The sequence below is a fragment of the Bacillus massiliglaciei genome (genome assembly GCF_900098925.1).
Classification (GTDB): domain Bacteria; phylum Bacillota; class Bacilli; order Bacillales; family DSM-1321; genus Peribacillus; species Peribacillus massiliglaciei.
Map to the genome: position 1 here is coordinate 176,685 of NZ_LT622359.1, position 17,958 is coordinate 194,642.

15 protein-coding genes are annotated in these 17,958 nt (G+C 42.5%); 14 read left to right on the forward strand and 1 reads right to left on the reverse strand.

Annotation, left to right across the window (positions count from 1 at the left end; translation table 11 throughout):
- Positions 1 to 198: 198 nt before the first annotated feature.
- The 14 genes from BQ4305_RS12820 (at position 199) to BQ4305_RS12885 (ending at position 15,893) form a co-directional block, all read left to right on the forward strand.
- Positions 199 to 459, forward strand: coding sequence for a hypothetical protein (locus BQ4305_RS12820; protein WP_110928163.1), 261 nt, complete (start codon positions 199 to 201; stop codon positions 457 to 459).
- Between the two features lie 292 nt (positions 460 to 751).
- Positions 752 to 1,738, forward strand: coding sequence for a LacI family DNA-binding transcriptional regulator (locus BQ4305_RS12825; RefSeq protein WP_110928164.1), 987 nt, complete (start codon positions 752 to 754; stop codon positions 1,736 to 1,738).
- Entirely contained in the window at positions 1,731 to 2,609 is an 879-nt protein-coding gene (rbsK, locus tag BQ4305_RS12830) for a ribokinase (RefSeq protein ID WP_110928165.1), read from the forward strand. Before BQ4305_RS12825 ends, rbsK begins: the two co-directional genes overlap by 8 nt.
- A 1-nt stretch (position 2,610) precedes the next feature.
- Positions 2,611 to 3,006, forward strand: coding sequence for a D-ribose pyranase (gene rbsD, locus BQ4305_RS12835; protein ID WP_110928166.1), 396 nt, complete (start codon positions 2,611 to 2,613; stop codon positions 3,004 to 3,006).
- A gap of 19 nt (positions 3,007 to 3,025) precedes the next feature.
- Positions 3,026 to 4,507 carry a sugar ABC transporter ATP-binding protein gene (locus tag BQ4305_RS12840; protein ID WP_110928167.1) on the forward strand — a complete coding sequence of 494 codons (1,482 nt, stop codon included), beginning with the start codon at positions 3,026 to 3,028 and terminating at the stop codon, positions 4,505 to 4,507.
- A gap of 43 nt (positions 4,508 to 4,550) precedes the next feature.
- Positions 4,551 to 5,480, forward strand: a complete 930-nt coding sequence (rbsC, locus tag BQ4305_RS12845) for a ribose ABC transporter permease RbsC (RefSeq protein ID WP_110928792.1) — start codon at positions 4,551 to 4,553, stop codon at positions 5,478 to 5,480.
- Positions 5,481 to 5,497: 17 nt separating this feature from the next.
- Positions 5,498 to 6,418 (forward strand): ribose ABC transporter substrate-binding protein RbsB, encoded by a 921-nt coding sequence (gene rbsB, locus BQ4305_RS12850; protein ID WP_110928168.1) that lies wholly within the window; start codon positions 5,498 to 5,500, stop codon positions 6,416 to 6,418.
- Between the two features lie 337 nt (positions 6,419 to 6,755).
- On the forward strand, positions 6,756 to 8,288 hold the full coding sequence (locus BQ4305_RS12855) for an ABC transporter substrate-binding protein (protein WP_110928169.1): 1,533 nt from the start codon (positions 6,756 to 6,758) through the stop codon (positions 8,286 to 8,288).
- Between the two features lie 96 nt (positions 8,289 to 8,384).
- Positions 8,385 to 9,341, forward strand: coding sequence for an ABC transporter permease (locus BQ4305_RS12860; RefSeq protein ID WP_110928170.1), 957 nt, complete (start codon positions 8,385 to 8,387; stop codon positions 9,339 to 9,341).
- A complete protein-coding gene (locus BQ4305_RS12865; RefSeq protein ID WP_110928171.1) occupies positions 9,338 to 10,168 on the forward strand; it encodes an ABC transporter permease in 831 nt (276 codons plus the stop codon). Before BQ4305_RS12860 ends, BQ4305_RS12865 begins: the two co-directional genes overlap by 4 nt.
- Before the next feature lie 27 nt (positions 10,169 to 10,195).
- The gene (locus BQ4305_RS12870; protein ID WP_110928172.1) at positions 10,196 to 11,203 is read left to right on the forward strand and encodes an ABC transporter ATP-binding protein; all 1,008 of its coding nucleotides are present in this window, start codon (positions 10,196 to 10,198) and stop codon (positions 11,201 to 11,203) included.
- The gene (locus BQ4305_RS12875) at positions 11,172 to 12,182 is read left to right on the forward strand and encodes an ABC transporter ATP-binding protein (protein ID WP_110928173.1); all 1,011 of its coding nucleotides are present in this window, start codon (positions 11,172 to 11,174) and stop codon (positions 12,180 to 12,182) included. Before BQ4305_RS12870 ends, BQ4305_RS12875 begins: the two co-directional genes overlap by 32 nt.
- 33 nt (positions 12,183 to 12,215) lie before the next feature.
- Positions 12,216 to 13,853 (forward strand): gamma-glutamyltransferase family protein, encoded by a 1,638-nt coding sequence (locus BQ4305_RS12880; RefSeq protein WP_110928174.1) that lies wholly within the window; start codon positions 12,216 to 12,218, stop codon positions 13,851 to 13,853.
- A gap of 801 nt (positions 13,854 to 14,654) precedes the next feature.
- Complete coding sequence (locus BQ4305_RS12885; protein ID WP_110928175.1) at positions 14,655 to 15,893, forward strand: MFS transporter; 1,239 nt, start codon at positions 14,655 to 14,657, stop codon at positions 15,891 to 15,893.
- Positions 15,894 to 16,082: 189 nt separating this feature from the next.
- Here the strand turns inward: BQ4305_RS12885 and BQ4305_RS12890 are convergent, their stop codons facing one another.
- A complete protein-coding gene (locus BQ4305_RS12890) occupies positions 16,083 to 17,441 on the reverse strand; it encodes an IS1182 family transposase (RefSeq protein ID WP_110927520.1) in 1,359 nt (452 codons plus the stop codon).
- Between the last annotated feature and the right edge of the window lie 517 nt (positions 17,442 to 17,958).

Consider the following 17,958-nt stretch of genomic DNA (forward strand, 5'->3'; position numbering starts at 1 on the left):
AAGATTCTTCGGATGATACAAGCACTTCTATTAAACAAAATGATACTGATCAGGGAGAAACTAAACCTAAACAGGAAATAAAAAATCGGTAATAGGTGACGAACAAATCCAGTTCCATTTAAACAGACAGCTGCGGTAAATGATGAAATATATGATGATAATGGTAAGTCTTATCCAGTCAAGTTTGATTTAACAGTGTTGGAAGTTACTCAAGGTAAAGCAGCATATCAGCAATTAAAAGCAATGAATGAATTTAATGAACCTGCACCGCAAGGGTATAAATGGGTGTTAGCAAAGACAAAGGTTAAATTCACAGAGTCAGAAACAAAAGATATAGCATTTAACATTGATGGAATCATGAATTTTATAATGGTAAGCGAAAACGGTGACGTTTATAGCGGAGACTTATATGGTACTACTGAGCCTGATTTTAGTTTTGGAAACGTATGTAGGAAATGAGAAAGAGGGATACATGTCAGGATTGGTTAAACTGAATGAAAAAGCTCAGCTTCGTTATTAAAAATGCTTGGAGGGACATGTTTTCTTTAACTTACAATAAATTGAAGTGAAATCGAATATGATGATTCATGAAGCAAGTGAAGTGATATTTTCTTCACTTGCTTGTTAATTTAATATAAAAGATGGTTAATCAGGGATTGATGCTGTTTATCTATTTTTTCCTTGTCAGCTTATATCTCCTGTGTTATTCTAAACTTAAATGTAAACGGTTACACAAAAAGAGGTGGCAGAATTGGCGACGATACGGGATGTGGCGAAAAGGGCTGGCGTGTCAGTAGCAACGGTATCAAGGGCATTGAATGATAAAGGATATGTTCACGATGATACAAGGAAGCTTATCAATGAAGCGATTCAGCAATTGAATTACCGGCCGAACGAAGTGGCCCGGTCGCTCTATAATAAAAAATCCAGGTTGATCGGATTGCTGCTTCCTGATATACGCAATCCCTTTTTTCCTGAACTGGCCCGCGGTGCAGAGGATGAGATGCAGGCGCATGATTACAGAGTGATGATCGGCAATGCGGATGAAAAGCCTGAAAAAGAATCCGAGTATATTCATACTTTTGAACAGCATCATGTCATCGGGATTTTGTCAGCGACAAGCAATCAGGATAATAGCTTTTATCAGAATCTGTCTTTTCCGGTTGTCTTTCTTGATCGCATTTCTGATCAGCATCCCTCTGTGTATGCAGACGGACTCGATGGCGGAAAAAAGGCTGTAAGAGAAATAGTGAGACGGGGAAGCAAGCGAATAACGCTGCTTAGAGGTCCTATGGAACTTAAGACTGCTCAGGATCGATTCAGGGGGGCGATGGAAGAGATTTCTTCAAAGGACGTTGAATTCAATGTCATGAAGACCTCTTTTGCTTATGAAGAGGCGGAAGAAAGTGCAAAGGAGCTGTTCGAACGTTTTCCGGATACAGATGGAGTCATCGCAAGCAATGATATAGCAGCTGCGGCGGTATTGCGTGAAGCGCACCGAATCGGTAAATCGATTCCGGAAGAGCTCCAAATCATCGGGTATGATGATATACCGCTAAGCAAATGGCTGTATCCTCCTTTATCCACGATTAGGCAGCCTGCTTATGATATGGGGAGGACAGCCGCAAAATTATTAATTCAATTGATTCATAATGAAAAAGTGTCACATAAAAATATTCAATTGCCTGTTGCTTTTATTGAAAGGCAGACGACAAGAAAGGCGGAGGAAAATGGCTAAAATCACGGTAATCGGAAGTTCTTCCATTGATTTAGTTGTTACAGCTTCAAGAAGACCTGAAAAAGGGGAAACGATTATTGGAGAATCATTTAAAACAGTACCTGGCGGAAAAGGGGCCAACCAAGCCGTGGCCGCAGCCCGCTTAGGAGCTGAAGTGTATATGGTTGGCTGTATCGGCGATGATGTTTTCGGCAAGGAAATCCTGGATAATTTCCGCAAAAACAATGTCCACACCGACTATGTGGAACCGGTTACAGGTGTGGAGAGCGGCACGGCTCATATCACGCTTGCGGAAGGCGATAACAGCATTATCGTAGTCCAGGCTGCTAATCAATATGTTACTCCGGATTATATAGACAAGGCACTGAATACAATCCAGGCATCTGATATCGTCCTGATTCAGCAAGAAATTCCGGAAGATACCGTTGAGCATGTCAGTGAAATATGTAAAATGTACGGTGTGCCGCTGCTGTTGAATCCTGCGCCGGCAAGGCCGATCAGAAAAAAAGTAATAGAAAATACAGCCTATCTTACACCTAATGAATTGGAAGCTTCGATTCTTTTTGAAGGGGAAGACTTTCATGATGCGCTGAAGCGATATCCTAACAAGGTATTTATCACAGAAGGGAAGAACGGCGTCCGATATTTCGACGGCGGGCAAGAGGTGTTGGTTCCTGGCAATCCAGTAACGGCTGTGGATACAACAGGGGCGGGAGATACGTTTAATGCAGCCTTTGCCGTCGCGCTTGCAGAGGGAAAGAGCATGAAAGAGAGCCTGCGTTTTGCCAACCTGGCTGCATCCCTGTCTGTAACGAAATTCGGGGCTCAGGGCGGCATGCCATTGCGAAACGAAGTGGAGGAGCTTCTGTAGCATGAAAAAACATGGAGTCTTGAACAGCCATATTTCCAAAGTTTTAGCGGATTTGGGACACACGGATTATATCGCCGTTGCGGATGCGGGTTTGCCTGTACCTGACGGTGTCCTGAAAATAGATGTAGCAATCAAAGCTGGGACCCCGTCTTTTAAGGAAGTGGTCGATGCCATAGCTGAAGATATGGTTATTGAAAAAGTGATCATGGCCACAGAAATAGAAGCGGCTAATCCGGAAACCTGCCGTTATTTGCAGCAGAAATTTTCCGGAATCAGTCAGGAAACCATGCCGCATGAAGAGTTTAAGGAACTGACCAGGCAGGTAAAAGCAATCATTCGAACCGGAGAAATCAAACCGTATGCGAATTGTATCTTGCAATCGGGCGTATTTTTCTAAACAGTGAGGTGGAAAACATATGCGAATTACGATGAAAAACATCTTCAAAGCGTTTGGAACCAATCAAGTTTTGACAGGTGTGGACTTTGAACTGGAAGAGGGGGAAGTTCACGCCCTTATGGGGGAAAATGGAGCAGGCAAGTCGACGATGATGAATGTGCTGACAGGTCTCCATCCAAAAGATAAAGGCTCCATTCTGATTAATGGCACGGAAACCTCTTTTAACAATCCGAAGGAAGCGGAGCAACATGGAATTACCTTCATTCATCAAGAACTGAATATTTGGCCGGATATGACTGTCTTGGATAATCTATTTATCGGGAAGGAATTAAAAACGGCTTTTGGTTTAGTCAATACGAAAGAAATGAAAGCGCTAGCAAAAAAGCAGTTTGCCCGATTGGGAGTTTCAATTCCCTTAGATAAAGAGGCGGGAAGCTGTTCGGTCGGTGAACAGCAAATGATCGAGATTGCTAAAGCTCTGATGACAGAAGCCAAAGTGATCATCATGGATGAACCGACAGCTGCTTTGACGGAAAGAGAAATCGGCAAGCTCTTTGAGGTGATTTCTTCTCTGAAAAAAGAGGGTGTATCCATTGTCTATATTTCTCACCGGATGGAAGAGATTTTTACGATATGCGACCGCATTACGGTCATGCGGGATGGAAAAACGGTAGATACGAAGGAGATTAAAGAAACTACTTTTGATGAAGTCGTAAAGAAAATGGTCGGAAGAGAGTTAACCGATCGTTTTCCGCAGCGGGAACCAAAGCTGGGTGAGACCATGCTCCAAGTAAAGGATCTCACAAAGAATGGGGTCTTTCGGGAGGTCAGCTTCTCTGTCAGAGCCGGAGAAATTGTCGGCATATCCGGATTAATGGGAGCCGGACGGACGGAAATCATGCGCGCCATTTTTGGTCTGGATTCCACTGACAGCGGAGAAATTTGGCTGGATGGCAAAAAAGTCTCCATTTCCTCTCCTGCTCGGGCTGTGGAGTCAGGCATCGGGTTTATTACGGAAAATCGTAAGGAAGAGGGGTTGATCCTGGACTTTTCGATAAAAGACAATATGGTCCTGCCGACTCTCTTCAGCTTTGCACCGAAAGGTATTATTAATGAAAAAACGGAGTTGGATTTCGTTGAGATGCTAATTAGGCGTTTAACAGTTAAAACCGAATCAGCAGAGACAGCCGTCGGAAATCTTTCTGGCGGGAACCAGCAGAAAGTGGTCATTGCCAAATGGGTGGGCATCGGTCCCAAGGTACTGATTTTAGATGAACCGACAAGAGGGGTGGATGTCGGTGCGAAAAGAGAGATTTATCAACTGATGAATGAATTGACAGATCGCGGGGTGGCGATCATTATGGTGTCTTCAGAGCTGCCGGAAGTACTAGGGATGAGCGACCGAATCCTTGTGGTGCATGAAGGGAAAATCACGGGCGAATTAATAAAAGAAGAAGCAACCCAGGAAAAAATAATGACATTAGCAACAGGAGGTATGTGAGATGAAAGCAGCAAATGAAGGGGTATCGGCTGGCAAGTCTGCGATGTTTAGTTCCGTAACGCAGAAAATGGGCCCGTTACTTGGGTTAATTATCTTATTTATTATCGTTTCTATCTTGAATCCAAGCTTTTTAGAACCATTGAATATTCTAAATCTGCTGAGGCAGGTATCAATCAATGCCCTCATTGCTTTTGGCATGACATTTGTTATCTTAACAGGCGGAATTGACTTATCGGTTGGCGCTATTCTTGCCTTATCGAGTGCCTTGACTGCCGGCATGATTGTTTCTGGGATGGATCCGATCCTTGCCATTATTATTGGCTGCCTTCTTGGCGGAGTAATGGGAGTGATCAATGGACTGCTGATCACGAAAGGAAAAATGGCTCCATTTATTGCAACATTGGCTACCATGACCTTGTTCAGGGGGCTCACCCTTGTCTACACAGACGGGAACCCAATCACCGGTCTAGGGGATAATCGGTTATTCCAGCTGTTCGGCAGAGGATATTTCCTTGGAATTCCTGTACCGGCTATTACGATGCTGATCACGTTTGTCATTTTATATATCATTCTTCAAAAAACACCATTTGGACGAAAGACTTATGCAATCGGCGGGAATGAGAAGGCCGCATTGATTTCAGGAATTAAAGTCCCGAAAGTGAAAATTATGATTTACGGTCTCTCTGGATTGCTGGCTGCCCTGGCTGGGGCAATCCTGACTTCACGTTTGAATTCAGCGCAGCCGACAGCCGGAACATCTTATGAGCTGGATGCCATCGCAGCCGTTGTATTAGGCGGAACAAGTCTGTCAGGAGGAAAGGGCTTAATTGTTGGAACCTTGATAGGCGCCTTGATTATCGGAACCTTAAATAACGGACTGAATCTCCTTGGGGTTTCTTCCTTTTATCAAATGGTGGTCAAAGGGATTGTCATTATCATTGCTGTATTGCTGGACCGTAAGAAATCGGCGTAAGTCAGGAGGGATCTTATATGAAAAAACTAACCGCAATCCTTATATCACTAACACTTTTACTTTTAAGTGCCTGCTCCATGGAACCCCCGGGATGGGCAAAGCCAGATAAAAAAGAGACTGTAAAAGATATCAAAATTGGATTATCTGTTTCTACGCTGAATAACCCATTTTTCGTTTCTTTAAAGGATGGAGTGGTTCAAGAGGCCAAGAAACAGGGCATGTCAGTGAAAGTAGTCGATGCCCAAAACGACTCGGCTAAACAAATTAACGATGTGGAAGACTTAATTCAGCAGGGAGTCGATCTCTTGCTGATCAACCCAACGGATTCTTCAGCGATTTCATCAGCTGTTCAATCAGCGAACAGCATTGGAATTCCGGTTATTACGCTGGATCGTTCAGCAGATAAAGGAAAAGTAGAAGCACTGGTGGCCTCCGATAATGTAAAAGGCGGAGAAATGGCTGCGGAATATATAGTGAAACAGATCGGCGAAAATGCCCAGGTGGCGGAACTGGAAGGGGTTCCGGGTGCTTCGGCAACTCGTGAAAGAGGAAAAGGATTCCATAATATCGCGGATTCAAAGCTAAAGGTAACCGCCAAGCAATCAGCAGACTTTGACCGGACAAAAGGGTTAACAGTTATGGAGAATATCATCCAGGCAAAGCCTGATATTCAAGCTGTATTTGCGCATAATGATGAAATGGCCCTGGGAGCCATTGAGGCGATCAATAGTTCAGGGAAAGACATCATGGTTATCGGTTTTGACGGCAACGATGATGCCTTGAAAGCCATCGAGGCGGGAAATCTGGATGCAACGGTCGCCCAGCAGCCGCAATTAATCGGCAAACTTGCCGTGGATGCAGGCCGGGATGTAATACAAGGAAAGAAAGTTGAAAAAAATATCGCTGCACCGCTAAAGCTGGTGACTAAGGAAGAGTAAGAGGAATAGAGGTTCGGAATGATTCATCATTCTGAACCTCTTTTTAGTTTGCAGGGAAACATATAAAATATCGAGACCTGACTAAGTACCAGAAAATAAATCCACTGTGCAATTAAATCTATTAATCTCTTTACTTTTAGTAAATAAAAGAAAACAAAAGGAACGATTGAGAAAGAAAAATATACTTTTTATATACGAAACGAAAAAATCATGTAAGATTTTCTTACATGATTTGTTTGTTATAAAGAAGAGGCTGATATACTTTTATAAAGTTTGAAAATTCAACCAATTTCTACATTTTTAATATCGGTAGAAAAAATATTTGGGGGGAAATGGGATGACAAAAATGAGAAAAGGTATTGGTTTGATGGTTGTAGTGGTTGCCCTGCTCTTATCGGCTTGCAATGGAGGAAGCAAAAGCAGTACTGCAAGTTCATCAGGAACGGGAAGCGGGGAGATTAACATATCCTTGAGTGCGGATCCTCCCAACCTTGACCCAGCACGGTCGAGTGCACTGGTTGACAGGCAGGTTCAAAACAGCATTTTCGACAAGCTTTTTGATTTGGACCCTAAAGGCAACATCGTTCCCCTGCTGGTTGATAAATATGAAGTGACTGAAGATGGAAAAGAGTATACCTTCCATTTAAAAAAAGATATTAAATTCCAAGACGGGACAGATTTTAATGCCGAGGCGGTGAAGTTTAATCTGGACCGTTATCGTGCAGAAGGGACTAACCGAACAAGCGAATTACAATTTGTTCAAGATGTTGAAGCGGTGGACCCACTAACGGTCAAAGTAAAACTGAGTAAAACGTTTTCCCCGTTCTTATCCATCCTTACTGATCGTTCCGGTATGATGGGGTCGCCGGCAGCGATTGAAAAAGAAGGAGATCAATTTGGCAACAATCCTGTCGGGACGGGTCCATTCGTTTTTGAAGAGCATGTAAAGGGGGATCATGTCTCATTGGTGAAAAACAAAGAGTATTGGAATGGCGAGCCGAAACTGGATAAGGTCACTTTCAAAATATTTACAAACGGTACTTCTGCAGTACAAAACTTGAAAACAGGAAAGCTTGACTTTATTGATGCTGTTCCAATTAAGGAAGCAAAAGCTTTGGAGAATGATCCAAACTTTTCGTTGATTGCCAAGTCGAGTATGGCCTACAGGGGCTTTTATCTAAATACGACAAAAGCGCCTTTGGATAATAAATATTTGCGTGAGGCTGTGGCTGAGGCGGTAGACCGAAAGGCTATTGCGAAGGTGGCATTCGATAATTATGCTGAGCCAAATAATTCTCCTTTTTATCCTGGGAATTTAGCGTATGGCGATTCTGGTGAATTTAATCAGCCTGATACAAAAAAAGTGAAAGAACTGCTTAAAAAGGGAGGAAAACCAAACGGCTTCTCTTTCACAATGCAAATTGATACATCACCTGCTTCCGAAACAGTCGGCTCTGTCGTTCAAAGTATGCTTGAGAAGCAGGGAATTAAAGTGAACCTTGAAAAAGTTGAGTTTGGAACATTGCTTGATAATGCTGATAAAGGGAACTTTGAGGGCTTGATGAATGGATGGTCAGGAAGACCAGATCCCGACCAAAGCTTTTATGCCTTCGTAGTAACAGGTCAGAGCAATAACTATTCAAGGATTTCCAATAAAGAATTAGATCAGCTGGCGGAGGATGCAAGGACAGAAATTGATCCTGAAAAACGAAAACAGCTTTACGATCAGGCAATGGAAATCGTACATGATGAAGCTGGTTATGTGTATCTTTACAGTGATTTCAATCGCTTCGGCTTATCGAAAAAAATTAAAGGATTCGTTTATAATTCAGATGGCATTATTCGAACTGCTGATTTAAGCAAGCAGTAATAAAGGAATGAAAATGGGCTGCGGTGTTTCTGGAAAAAGACGAGGCGCGGCAGCAGCCGGTTTAAAAAAACAGTCAATAAAAGAGAGGGGCCTGTCATGAAATTTTTTGTAAGAAGATTATTATTAACGATTCCAATTCTCTTTCTTGTATCAATTATGACATTCTCTCTCATTCATTTAATTCCGGGTGATCCTGCCCGAATGATCTTGGGGGAGGATGCTACTGCAGAGGCTTACCAGCAGCTAAGACATGAACTTGGATTGGATCAGCCAATTATTGTGCAGTATTTTACGTGGATGGGAAATGTTCTGCAGGGAGACTTGGGAATGTCCATTACAGATCAAGTGCCAGTGATAGACTTAATTTTTCAACGGTTAGGGCCAACGATTGAATTGACAATCGGCACATTTATAGTGGCTTTGCTGATCGCTTTTCCGGCGGGTATTCTGTCAGCTGTTAAGAGAGGAACAGTGCTTGACTATACGAGTACTTTTACAGCTTTGGGCGGAATGAGCCTTCCGAACTTTTGGTTTGCCATGATGGCTATTATCTTCTTTTCTGTACAGTTGGGATGGTTTCCTTCCTCCGGGTATGTCTCTTTTTTCGAAAATCCGGCACAGAATCTATTAGCAATGGTACTGCCATGCCTCACAACCGGTTTGCGTGAGGCTGGGGTCATTATGAGAATGCTACGTTCAACCTTGCTGGAAGTTGTGAATATGGACTTTGTGCGTACTGCCCGGGCGAAGGGGTTAAATGAGACGGCGACAATTTTGGGCCATGTGCTGAGGAATGCTATGATTCCTGTCATCACTACGTCCGGGATTATGATTGCTGGCTTGCTCGGCGGGCTTGTTGTGACGGAATCAGTTTTTTCCATTCCGGGTTTTGGGCGCCTGATTATTGAGTCGGTATTTAAAAGAGACTACGTCACAGTCCAAGGAGCCATTTTATTTACAGCTCTTCTGGTAGTATTGGTCAATCTCGCAGTTGATCTACTGTATGCCATAGTGGATCCTAGAATAAAAGCAGGGCAGGTGGCGGCTAAATGAAGGCATTTAAAAAGTTTATGAGAACCGGCTTCGGCCCTGCAGGCGGAATGGTCATTTTGGCACTGATTATTGTAGCGGTTTTTGCCAAAGAAATTGCCCCGTTTAATCAAAATTTGCAGAATTACGACAGTATACTGCTCCCTCCCAGCTCTGTACATCTTTTTGGGACAGATGATTTAGGAAGGGACATTTTTTCTCGAGTTATTTATGGAGCCCAAATATCAATTAAGGCAGCCTTTGTTGCTGTTGGAATCGCAGTTGCAATTGGGGTGCCAATTGGTCTTTTAGCCGGATATTTTGGTGGGTTTTGGGATGAATGGATCGTGATGAGAGCGGTTGATGCAATTCAGGCTTTCCCTTTTTTGATCTTGGCGCTTGCGATTGCGGCGGTAATGGGGTCTGGTTTTGGAAATGCGATGATCGCGATTGGAATCGGATTTATTCCTTCGTTTATTCGAATTACCCGCGGACAGGTTATTCAGTTGAAAAATATGGATTATGTCCTTGCCGCAAAGGCGACTGGAGTAAAGGATCTTTATATTATTTTTAGCCATATTCTGCCGAATGCCTTAAATCCAATTTTAATCCAAACAACGCTGGCAATGGCTTCAAGCGTGCTGGCAGAAGCAACTTTATCTTATTTGGGCATTGGTGTCCAGCCTCCGACGCCTTCATGGGGCAGTATGCTTAATCAAGCCCAAACTTTATTAACAAGCGCTCCGTATGTAGCGTTGTTCCCGGGAATTGCTATTTTCATAGTGGTCTTAGGATTTAATTTATTCGGAGACGGGCTGCAGCAGGCGTTGGATCCTCGAATTAAAAAATAATGAATGGCAGGGAGAGGGGGAACGGCTTTGGAAACTATTTTAGAAGTAGAAAATTTGAAAACAAAATTCAAAACGGAAAATGGCATTATTGCAGTTGTAGACGGTGTTGATTTTCATGTTAAGGCAGGAGAGACACTGGGGATTGTTGGAGAATCGGGGTGCGGTAAAAGTGTAACTAGCCTGTCAATCATGAGACTTTTGCCGGGAAATAGCCAGAATGATGGAACGATCAGGTTTAAAGGGAAAGACCTTCTTTCCCTTTCCGATAAAGAAATGCAAAAGGTAAGAGGGAATGAGATCGGAATGATTTTTCAAGAGCCGATGACCTCTCTGAACCCTTTGCATACAATTGGCAAACAAATTGAGGAGCCGATTAAAAAGCATACGAAATCATCAAAACATGAATTAAAAGAAAGGGCCATTCAATTATTGAAGGCAGTTGGCATGCCGAGAGCTGAAGAAATTTATCGTGAGTATCCCCATAACCTGTCGGGTGGAATGAGGCAGCGGGTGATGATTGCGATTGCCATGGCATGCAACCCAAAATTGATTATTGCTGATGAGCCGACCACTGCTTTGGATGTGACGATTCAGGCCCAAATACTTGAACTGATGAGGGATGTTAAAGAACGAACAGGAACAAGTATCATGCTGATTACGCATGATTTAGGAGTGGTTTCCGAAATGTGTGACCGTGTGATTGTAATGTATGCTGGACAAGTAGTGGAAGAAATGATGGTAGAAGAGCTTTTTGAACATTCTAAGCATCCTTACACTATGGGGCTGATTGAATCCATTCCCGATATCGAGGAAGAAAAAGAATATCTATATACAATTGCCGGTTCTGTGCCTTTGCCTAATCAAATGCCAGAAGGGTGTCGTTTTGCGCCCAGGTGCCCGGATGCGATGTCTATCTGTGAACAGCAGCAGCCTGATCTTGTAGCTGTTGGTAAAAAACATAAGTGTCGATGCTGGATTTATCAAGATGTAAAGGAGGATTCCAATGAGCAGCTCCAAGCCTCTTCTCGAAATTAAAGGACTGACGAAATATTTTCCGATTCGCAGCGGTGTTTTTAATAAAAAGACGGGTGATGTGAAAGCTGTGGATGGCGTGACGTTAACCGTTTATGAAGGAGAAACAGTTGGGATCGTTGGAGAATCTGGATGCGGAAAATCAACCACCGGTAAAACTATTCTAAGACTCTTAGAGCCAACTGACGGGCAGATCCTTTTTGAGGGGGAGGACCTTGCCAAACTCTCTGCCGAACAAATGCGCAGAAAGCGGAAGGATATCCAAATGGTCTTCCAAGATCCATACGCGTCGTTAAATCCCCGTAAGACAATCCGCCAAATTTTAATGGAACCCCTTAAAGTCCATAAGATTGGGGAATCCAAGCAGGAAAGGAATATAATGATCCATCATATCATTGAAAAGGTTGGGCTAAGAAAAGAGCATCTTGACCGACATCCCCATGATTTCTCGGGCGGACAAAGGCAAAGAATCGGCATCGCCCGCGCGTTAATCGTCAAACCAAAAATCATTATTGCCGATGAACCGGTATCAGCCCTTGATGTATCCATCCAATCCCAAATTTTAAATCTATTAAAGGATTTAAAAAAGGAATTTAATCTGACCTTAATTTTTATTTCCCATGATTTATCCGTCGTTAAGCATCTATGCAATAAGGTCTGTGTCATGTATTTAGGCAAAACTGTCGAAATGGCGGACAAACAAACGCTCTTTGAATATCCTAAGCATCCGTATACTCAAGCGCTTCTGTCGGCTGTGCCAACGATTCACAAAAATCGGAAAAAAGAAAGGATTGTCCTTAAAGGAAATTTGCCAAGTCCTGCTGATCCGCCGCCTGGATGTTCTTTCCAGACAAGATGTCCGTATGCTGCAGATGAGTGCCGCAGCGTAGCACCTGCCCTTTCGGAAGTTGAACAGGGCCATGCGGTTTCCTGCCTTCGGATTCATGAACTTACTACGGCTTTATCCATGCAGGCAAACTAAGAGTTTACTATGTGAAAATAGGAGGAAAAACGGATGATTGTCTCAGAAAAGAGTAAGGCTGAACAGGTATACGATGCACTTTATTACCCTTATTCGTCTAGGAGGAATACGGTTTATGCCCAAAAAGGAATGGTGGCCACTTCACAGCCATTAGCCGCTCAAGCAGGACTGGATATATTAAAAATAGGAGGAAATGCGATAGATGCAGCTATTGCGACTGCAGCCTGCCTTACTGTGGTAGAACCGACCTCTAATGGAATCGGCGGAGATGCATTTGCAATTGTTTGGGCAAACGGAGAGCTGCATGGATTAAATGCAAGCGGCCCTTCTCCTGAAGGTATCTCTATTGAGGCTGTAAAAGGCTCGGGACATAAGGAGATGCCTGTGCATGGTTTAACACCGGTAACAGTTCCGGGGGCGCCGGCAGCGTGGGCGGAGCTTTCCAGGCGGTATGGTCGTCTGCCTTTAACTGACGTGTTAAAGCCTGCCATTCAATATGCAAGGGAGGGGTTCCCGATATCCCCAACTACCGGATATTTTTGGGGAAAGGCTTACCAAACATATAAGGAAACGCTACAGGGGGATGTGTTTCAAGGATGGTTTGAAACATTTGCTCCGGAAGGAAGGGCGCCGCAAATCGGGGAAGTTTGGAAATCTGAGGGACATGCCAAAACCTTTCAATCCATCGCGGAGACCAATGCAGAATCCTTTTATAATGGAGATATAGCAGAACAAATTGATGCTTTTTCGAGAAAATATGGCGGGTATTTACGAAAGGAAGATTTGTCTGCCTTTTCCCCGGAGTGGGTTAAACCGATTTCTGTGAACTATAAAGGACATGATATTTGGGAGATTCCGCCGAATGGTCAAGGATTAGTTGCTTTAATGGCCCTAAATATCTTAAAAGAAGATTATTTTTCCGAAAAGGACAGCCCTGAAACCTATCATATGCAAATTGAGGCAATGAAACTTGCTTTTACGGATGGCCTTCAATACATTACCCAAGAAGATAAAATGAGCAAGACAGTGGAAGAATTATTGTCCGATGATTATGCGCGGGCAAGACGGGATCTAATCGGATCAGAAGCGCTTGAGCCAGCGCCGGGTGACCCGCCGAAAGGTGGAACTGTCTATTTGGCAGCTGCCGATGAGGAAGGGAATATGATTTCTTTTATCCAAAGCAACTATATGGGCTTCGGTTCAGGGGTTGTGGTTCCAGGAACAGGGATTTCTCTGCAAAACAGAGGGCATGGATTCAAATTGGATCCTGAGCATGAAAATGCATTGGAACCTAATAAAAAGACCTACCATACGATCATTCCGGGATTTATCACGAAAAACGGACAGCCAGTCGGCCCGTTTGGGGTGATGGGAGGATTCATGCAGCCTCAAGGCCATCTTCAGGTCGCCATGAATATGATTGATTTTTCATTAAATCCGCAAGCGGCATTGGATGCACCGCGCTGGCAATGGGTGAGCGGCAAGAGTGTTCAAATTGAGCCCTCCGTTCCTGATCACATTGCCCAGGCGTTAGCGAGAAAAGGCCATCAGGTTATAAGGGCGCTTGATTCCGGCTCGTTTGGAAGAGGGCAGATTATCATCCGCGGGGAAAATGAGGTTCTGGCAGGCGGTACAGAGCCTAGAACAGATGGATGTGTTGCAGCATGGTAAGACAATAGAAATGAAGGGCCATTCTTTAAAGAGAAGAATGGCTTTTTATTTTCTTGCCTTTAGTAATTTTAAAATAGATTGTAATAACCTGAGTAGGATGAAGAAAAGAAAATAAATTATGATGGATAGCCTTATGTTTATATCAATGATTTATATGTGTAAGACTTATAGAATATCGTAGAATAGCCAGAAGCTTCATGTCCTTCTGCCAATGTTTTTTTCAGGGCGAATTTTGGTGATATCACGCTAATAATGGGGATTAATGTATGATATGACTAATTATTTTGTGGGCATTATGGTAATTATAGCAATAGTAGTATGGATTGTGGCCTCTCAAGAACTTATGAAATCTTCGAAAGAGCAGGATGGAAGGAAAATCGTACTATTATCTGCAGGCACCTTATTGACACTCATATTGACTATCTCATAGTTTCAAACTATCGAGGTTTAAAATGAGATGAAAGGTCTGCAGCTGGATCATTTGTCAGAGGAGAAGGAGCAAGAATATCCTCTGAAAACAAACTCCCAGAACTCGTGTAGTCTCAATCATTCTTTTCAAAAGGAAAGAATGATTTTTTATGTGAGAAAATAAATCGAAAAATGTAAGGTTCTTCAAAGAGGATAAGAATTACCTTGCATTTAGTAATGAAAAATGCAAGATTGCGATCTATTTGATTGATGAAAATTAAGAACGGTTGCGATGTGTATAAAAACAATGTTAGATAATCTAACACGATTGCTTATTTCCGAACAATTAGGTGATAGAATAACCTTAAAATTCAGAAAATAGGAGAAGTTATTATGAAAAAAACACATCCGGCACTCGTCATTTTTCTTTTTTTTCTAGGTTGGGTCTTTATGTATGCAGATCGGAATATTCTTTCCCCTGTCATGGGCAGTATTGGAGAGGATTGGGATTTAAGTAAAACACAATTGGGCTTAATGTCGACCGTCTTTTTTGCTGCATATGCTCTAATGCAAATTCCTACAGGCTTTTTGGCAGATAAATATGGACGGGTTAAAGTACTGGTCATCGGCTATTTAATATTCGGCGTAGCCACATTGTTAACGGGCATGGCGCCGGCATTCTTAATCTTCTTAGCGGCCCGGGCTTTAACAGGGCTTGGCGAAGGAACGTATTATGGGTCACAATATGGAATCTCTTCAACGATCACTCCGAAAAAATATCGGGGTCTTGTAGCGGCTATTATTAACAGCGGGATGGCATTTGGAATATCACTCGGCTTTATATCCTCCAGTTATTTTTCGTATACGTTAGATAAGGGCTGGCAATTCCCGTTCTATGTCTTTGCTATTCCAACGATCCTCATCGCCATATTAATTGCTGTCTTTGTCCGTGATGACAGTCATAAAAAGAAGAAGAGCGAAGTAAAGAAAGAAAAGGTAGAGATGAAAAAGCTTTTTACGAAGAATCATATTTTGGTTTATGTCTTGATTTTCTGTTCCCTTTACGGCTTTTTCGGAATGCTGACATGGCTGCCGTATTACCTGGAAACAGCCAGAGGGGTAGAAGCTTCCCAAACAGGGATTATTTCTTCTTTAGTGCCATGGGCATCCATTCCGGGTGCACTGCTATTCGGGTACTTATCAGACAAAGTGAAAAACAAAAAGCCAATTATCGTCGGCCTGGCGATTGCCGGGGCCATCTGTCAATTTGCGATTCCTTATACAGAAAATTATTCGTATTTGCTAGTAGGGCTTGTTCTGTACGGACTGCTTGGAAAACTAGCGCTGGATCCAGTCTTAATTGCTTATATGGCTGATATTACACCGGCTTCGATGTATTCAAGGGTGTATGGCTTCTTTAACTTCAGCGGGATGCTGTCCTCGATTTTTGCACCATATATTACAGGGTACTTTGCAGATCGTACAGGAAGCTTAGAATTAGGATTTTATCTTTCAGGCGGCTTATTAATTATCGGGGCCTTACTGTTCCTGTTTACAGACCGAAAAACTTCAGCAGCAGAGGATTTAAGAGGAATGACACCGCCGATCAGCCGAGAGGGGGAGGCTGTCTGACCGGGCATTTGAGCGGGAAGCCTTGGGGACTGAAACAAAAATATACAGAAAAAGTACTCTCTTCTAAAAGAGAGTACTTCAGATTGTCGACAAAAGGCCTTCGGAAGGAATCCCTTCCGAAGGCCTTTCTGTTATTTTTCCTATTTAATCGTTGTATTTTTAATTTTGAGGGCTCATCGAGCCCCATAATTAGCCGGTTTGAGGATTGACCCAAGTCCAATTTGCCATCTTCTTTAAATTCATGGCACCAAAAGTAAGCAACGCCTGCATGGACAATTTTTTTAGACCTCTTAACGTTGTCCAACGCATGCCATGCTTTTCTTTTGCATCCGCAAAGACTCGCTCAATGGTTTCTTTACGTTTGGCATAGATATCTTTTATGGTTTGATGGTGTCGGAGATGATCTGCTTCTTCTACGTACCCTTCCCATATGTGTCTCTGAATGAGCTTTTGGTGGTTCTTACTTTGGGTACAATTCATGATCACTGGACAATCTTTACATATTTTAGGATCAGACTTATACTGACGATACCCCTCCTTAGTAGTCGTTGAGTAGTTCAACACATTGCCCTGCGGGCATAAATAGCAATCATGGTACTCATCGTAAACATAGTCATGTTTCCGAAAATATCCCTCTTTTGTACGCGGACGTGTATAAGGTAAAACGGGCGTGATGTCATTTTCTATTAGATAATTTGTAATTACTGGTGTCTTATAGGCTGCATCAGCAGCAACAGCTTCAGGCTTCCCAACTTCTTCCATTACTTTCTCAACCAAAGGCTCAAGTATCTGACTATCATGCGTATTACCAGGAGTTACGATGGTCCCTAATACAAATCCATTCCTATCTGAAGCAGCGTGAAAAGAATAAGCAAACTGCTTCGTTCTTTCATCTTTTACATAATATCCACTCTCAGGATCTGTCGTACTTTCTTTGATTTCTTTCGTTTCATTTTTTTCGAATTTATCTGGAGGGAAGGGATTCTTATCATGGTCCTCTCGGTCCTGATTGATTTCTTCTTGAAGACGTTGTTCATATGCTTTTGTTTCTTTACGGACAACTTTCTTTTGAAACTTTCGTTTATTCGCACTAGCTTTAACGTGTGTAGAGTCAATAAAAATATGTTCGGCACTGATTAACTTCTTCTTAGCAGCTTCGCTTATAATATGATAGAAAATCTGTTCAAACAAATCCGTATCTTTGAATCTGCGTTCGTAGTTTTTACCGAAGGTAGAAAAATGGGGGATTTTATCATGAAATCCGAATCCTAAAAACCATCGATAAGCCATATTGGTCTGGATTTCTTCAATCGTTTTGCGCATGGAGCGGATACCAAATATGTACTGAATAAATGTCATTTTAATAAGAATTACCGGGTCAATACTTGGACGACCTACATCTGAATACATATCCTCTACTAACGAATAAATAAATGAAAAATCGATCGCTTTTTCTAGTTTGCGAACCAAATGGTTCGCAGGAACAAGTTCATCCAGCGCAATCATTTCAATTTGATTTCTTTGAGTAGAAGAATATTTGGAAAGCATATTGGTCACCTCAAGTAAATTTGTTACCTCCATTTTAATATAAAAAAGGCTGTAGACAAACTCGAAATTCGAGTTTGCCTACAGTCTTTTTTCTTTTAAAATAATAGTAATAGTTTTTGAAATAGTGTTAGTTGATTTTCGTTTCGGCGGTCGCTTTCCGCGGGCGTGGCCCAATCCTCCTCGTCGCTTTTCTCCTGCGGGGTATCGGCCTTCACGCTTTTCCCGCAGGAGTCGCCGCCTGCACTACAATCAACTCCTTTCTAAATAAATGTCTGAGGTGAATGGATAGGGTGCCGAAAAATCAAATAAGTGAACGTGAACAAATTAAAATGATTACAATAGAGCAACTTGTACCACAGGATCATTAAAAAATTGTCCATGCAGGCGATGCTTACTTTTGCTGCTATGAATTTAAAGAAGCTTGCCAATTGGACATGGCAAGCTTCGGCTATGGTCTAAAATAGAATACTCGAAGAGCATTTTGCTTAAAATCAGACCATAAAATACCTAAGAAAAT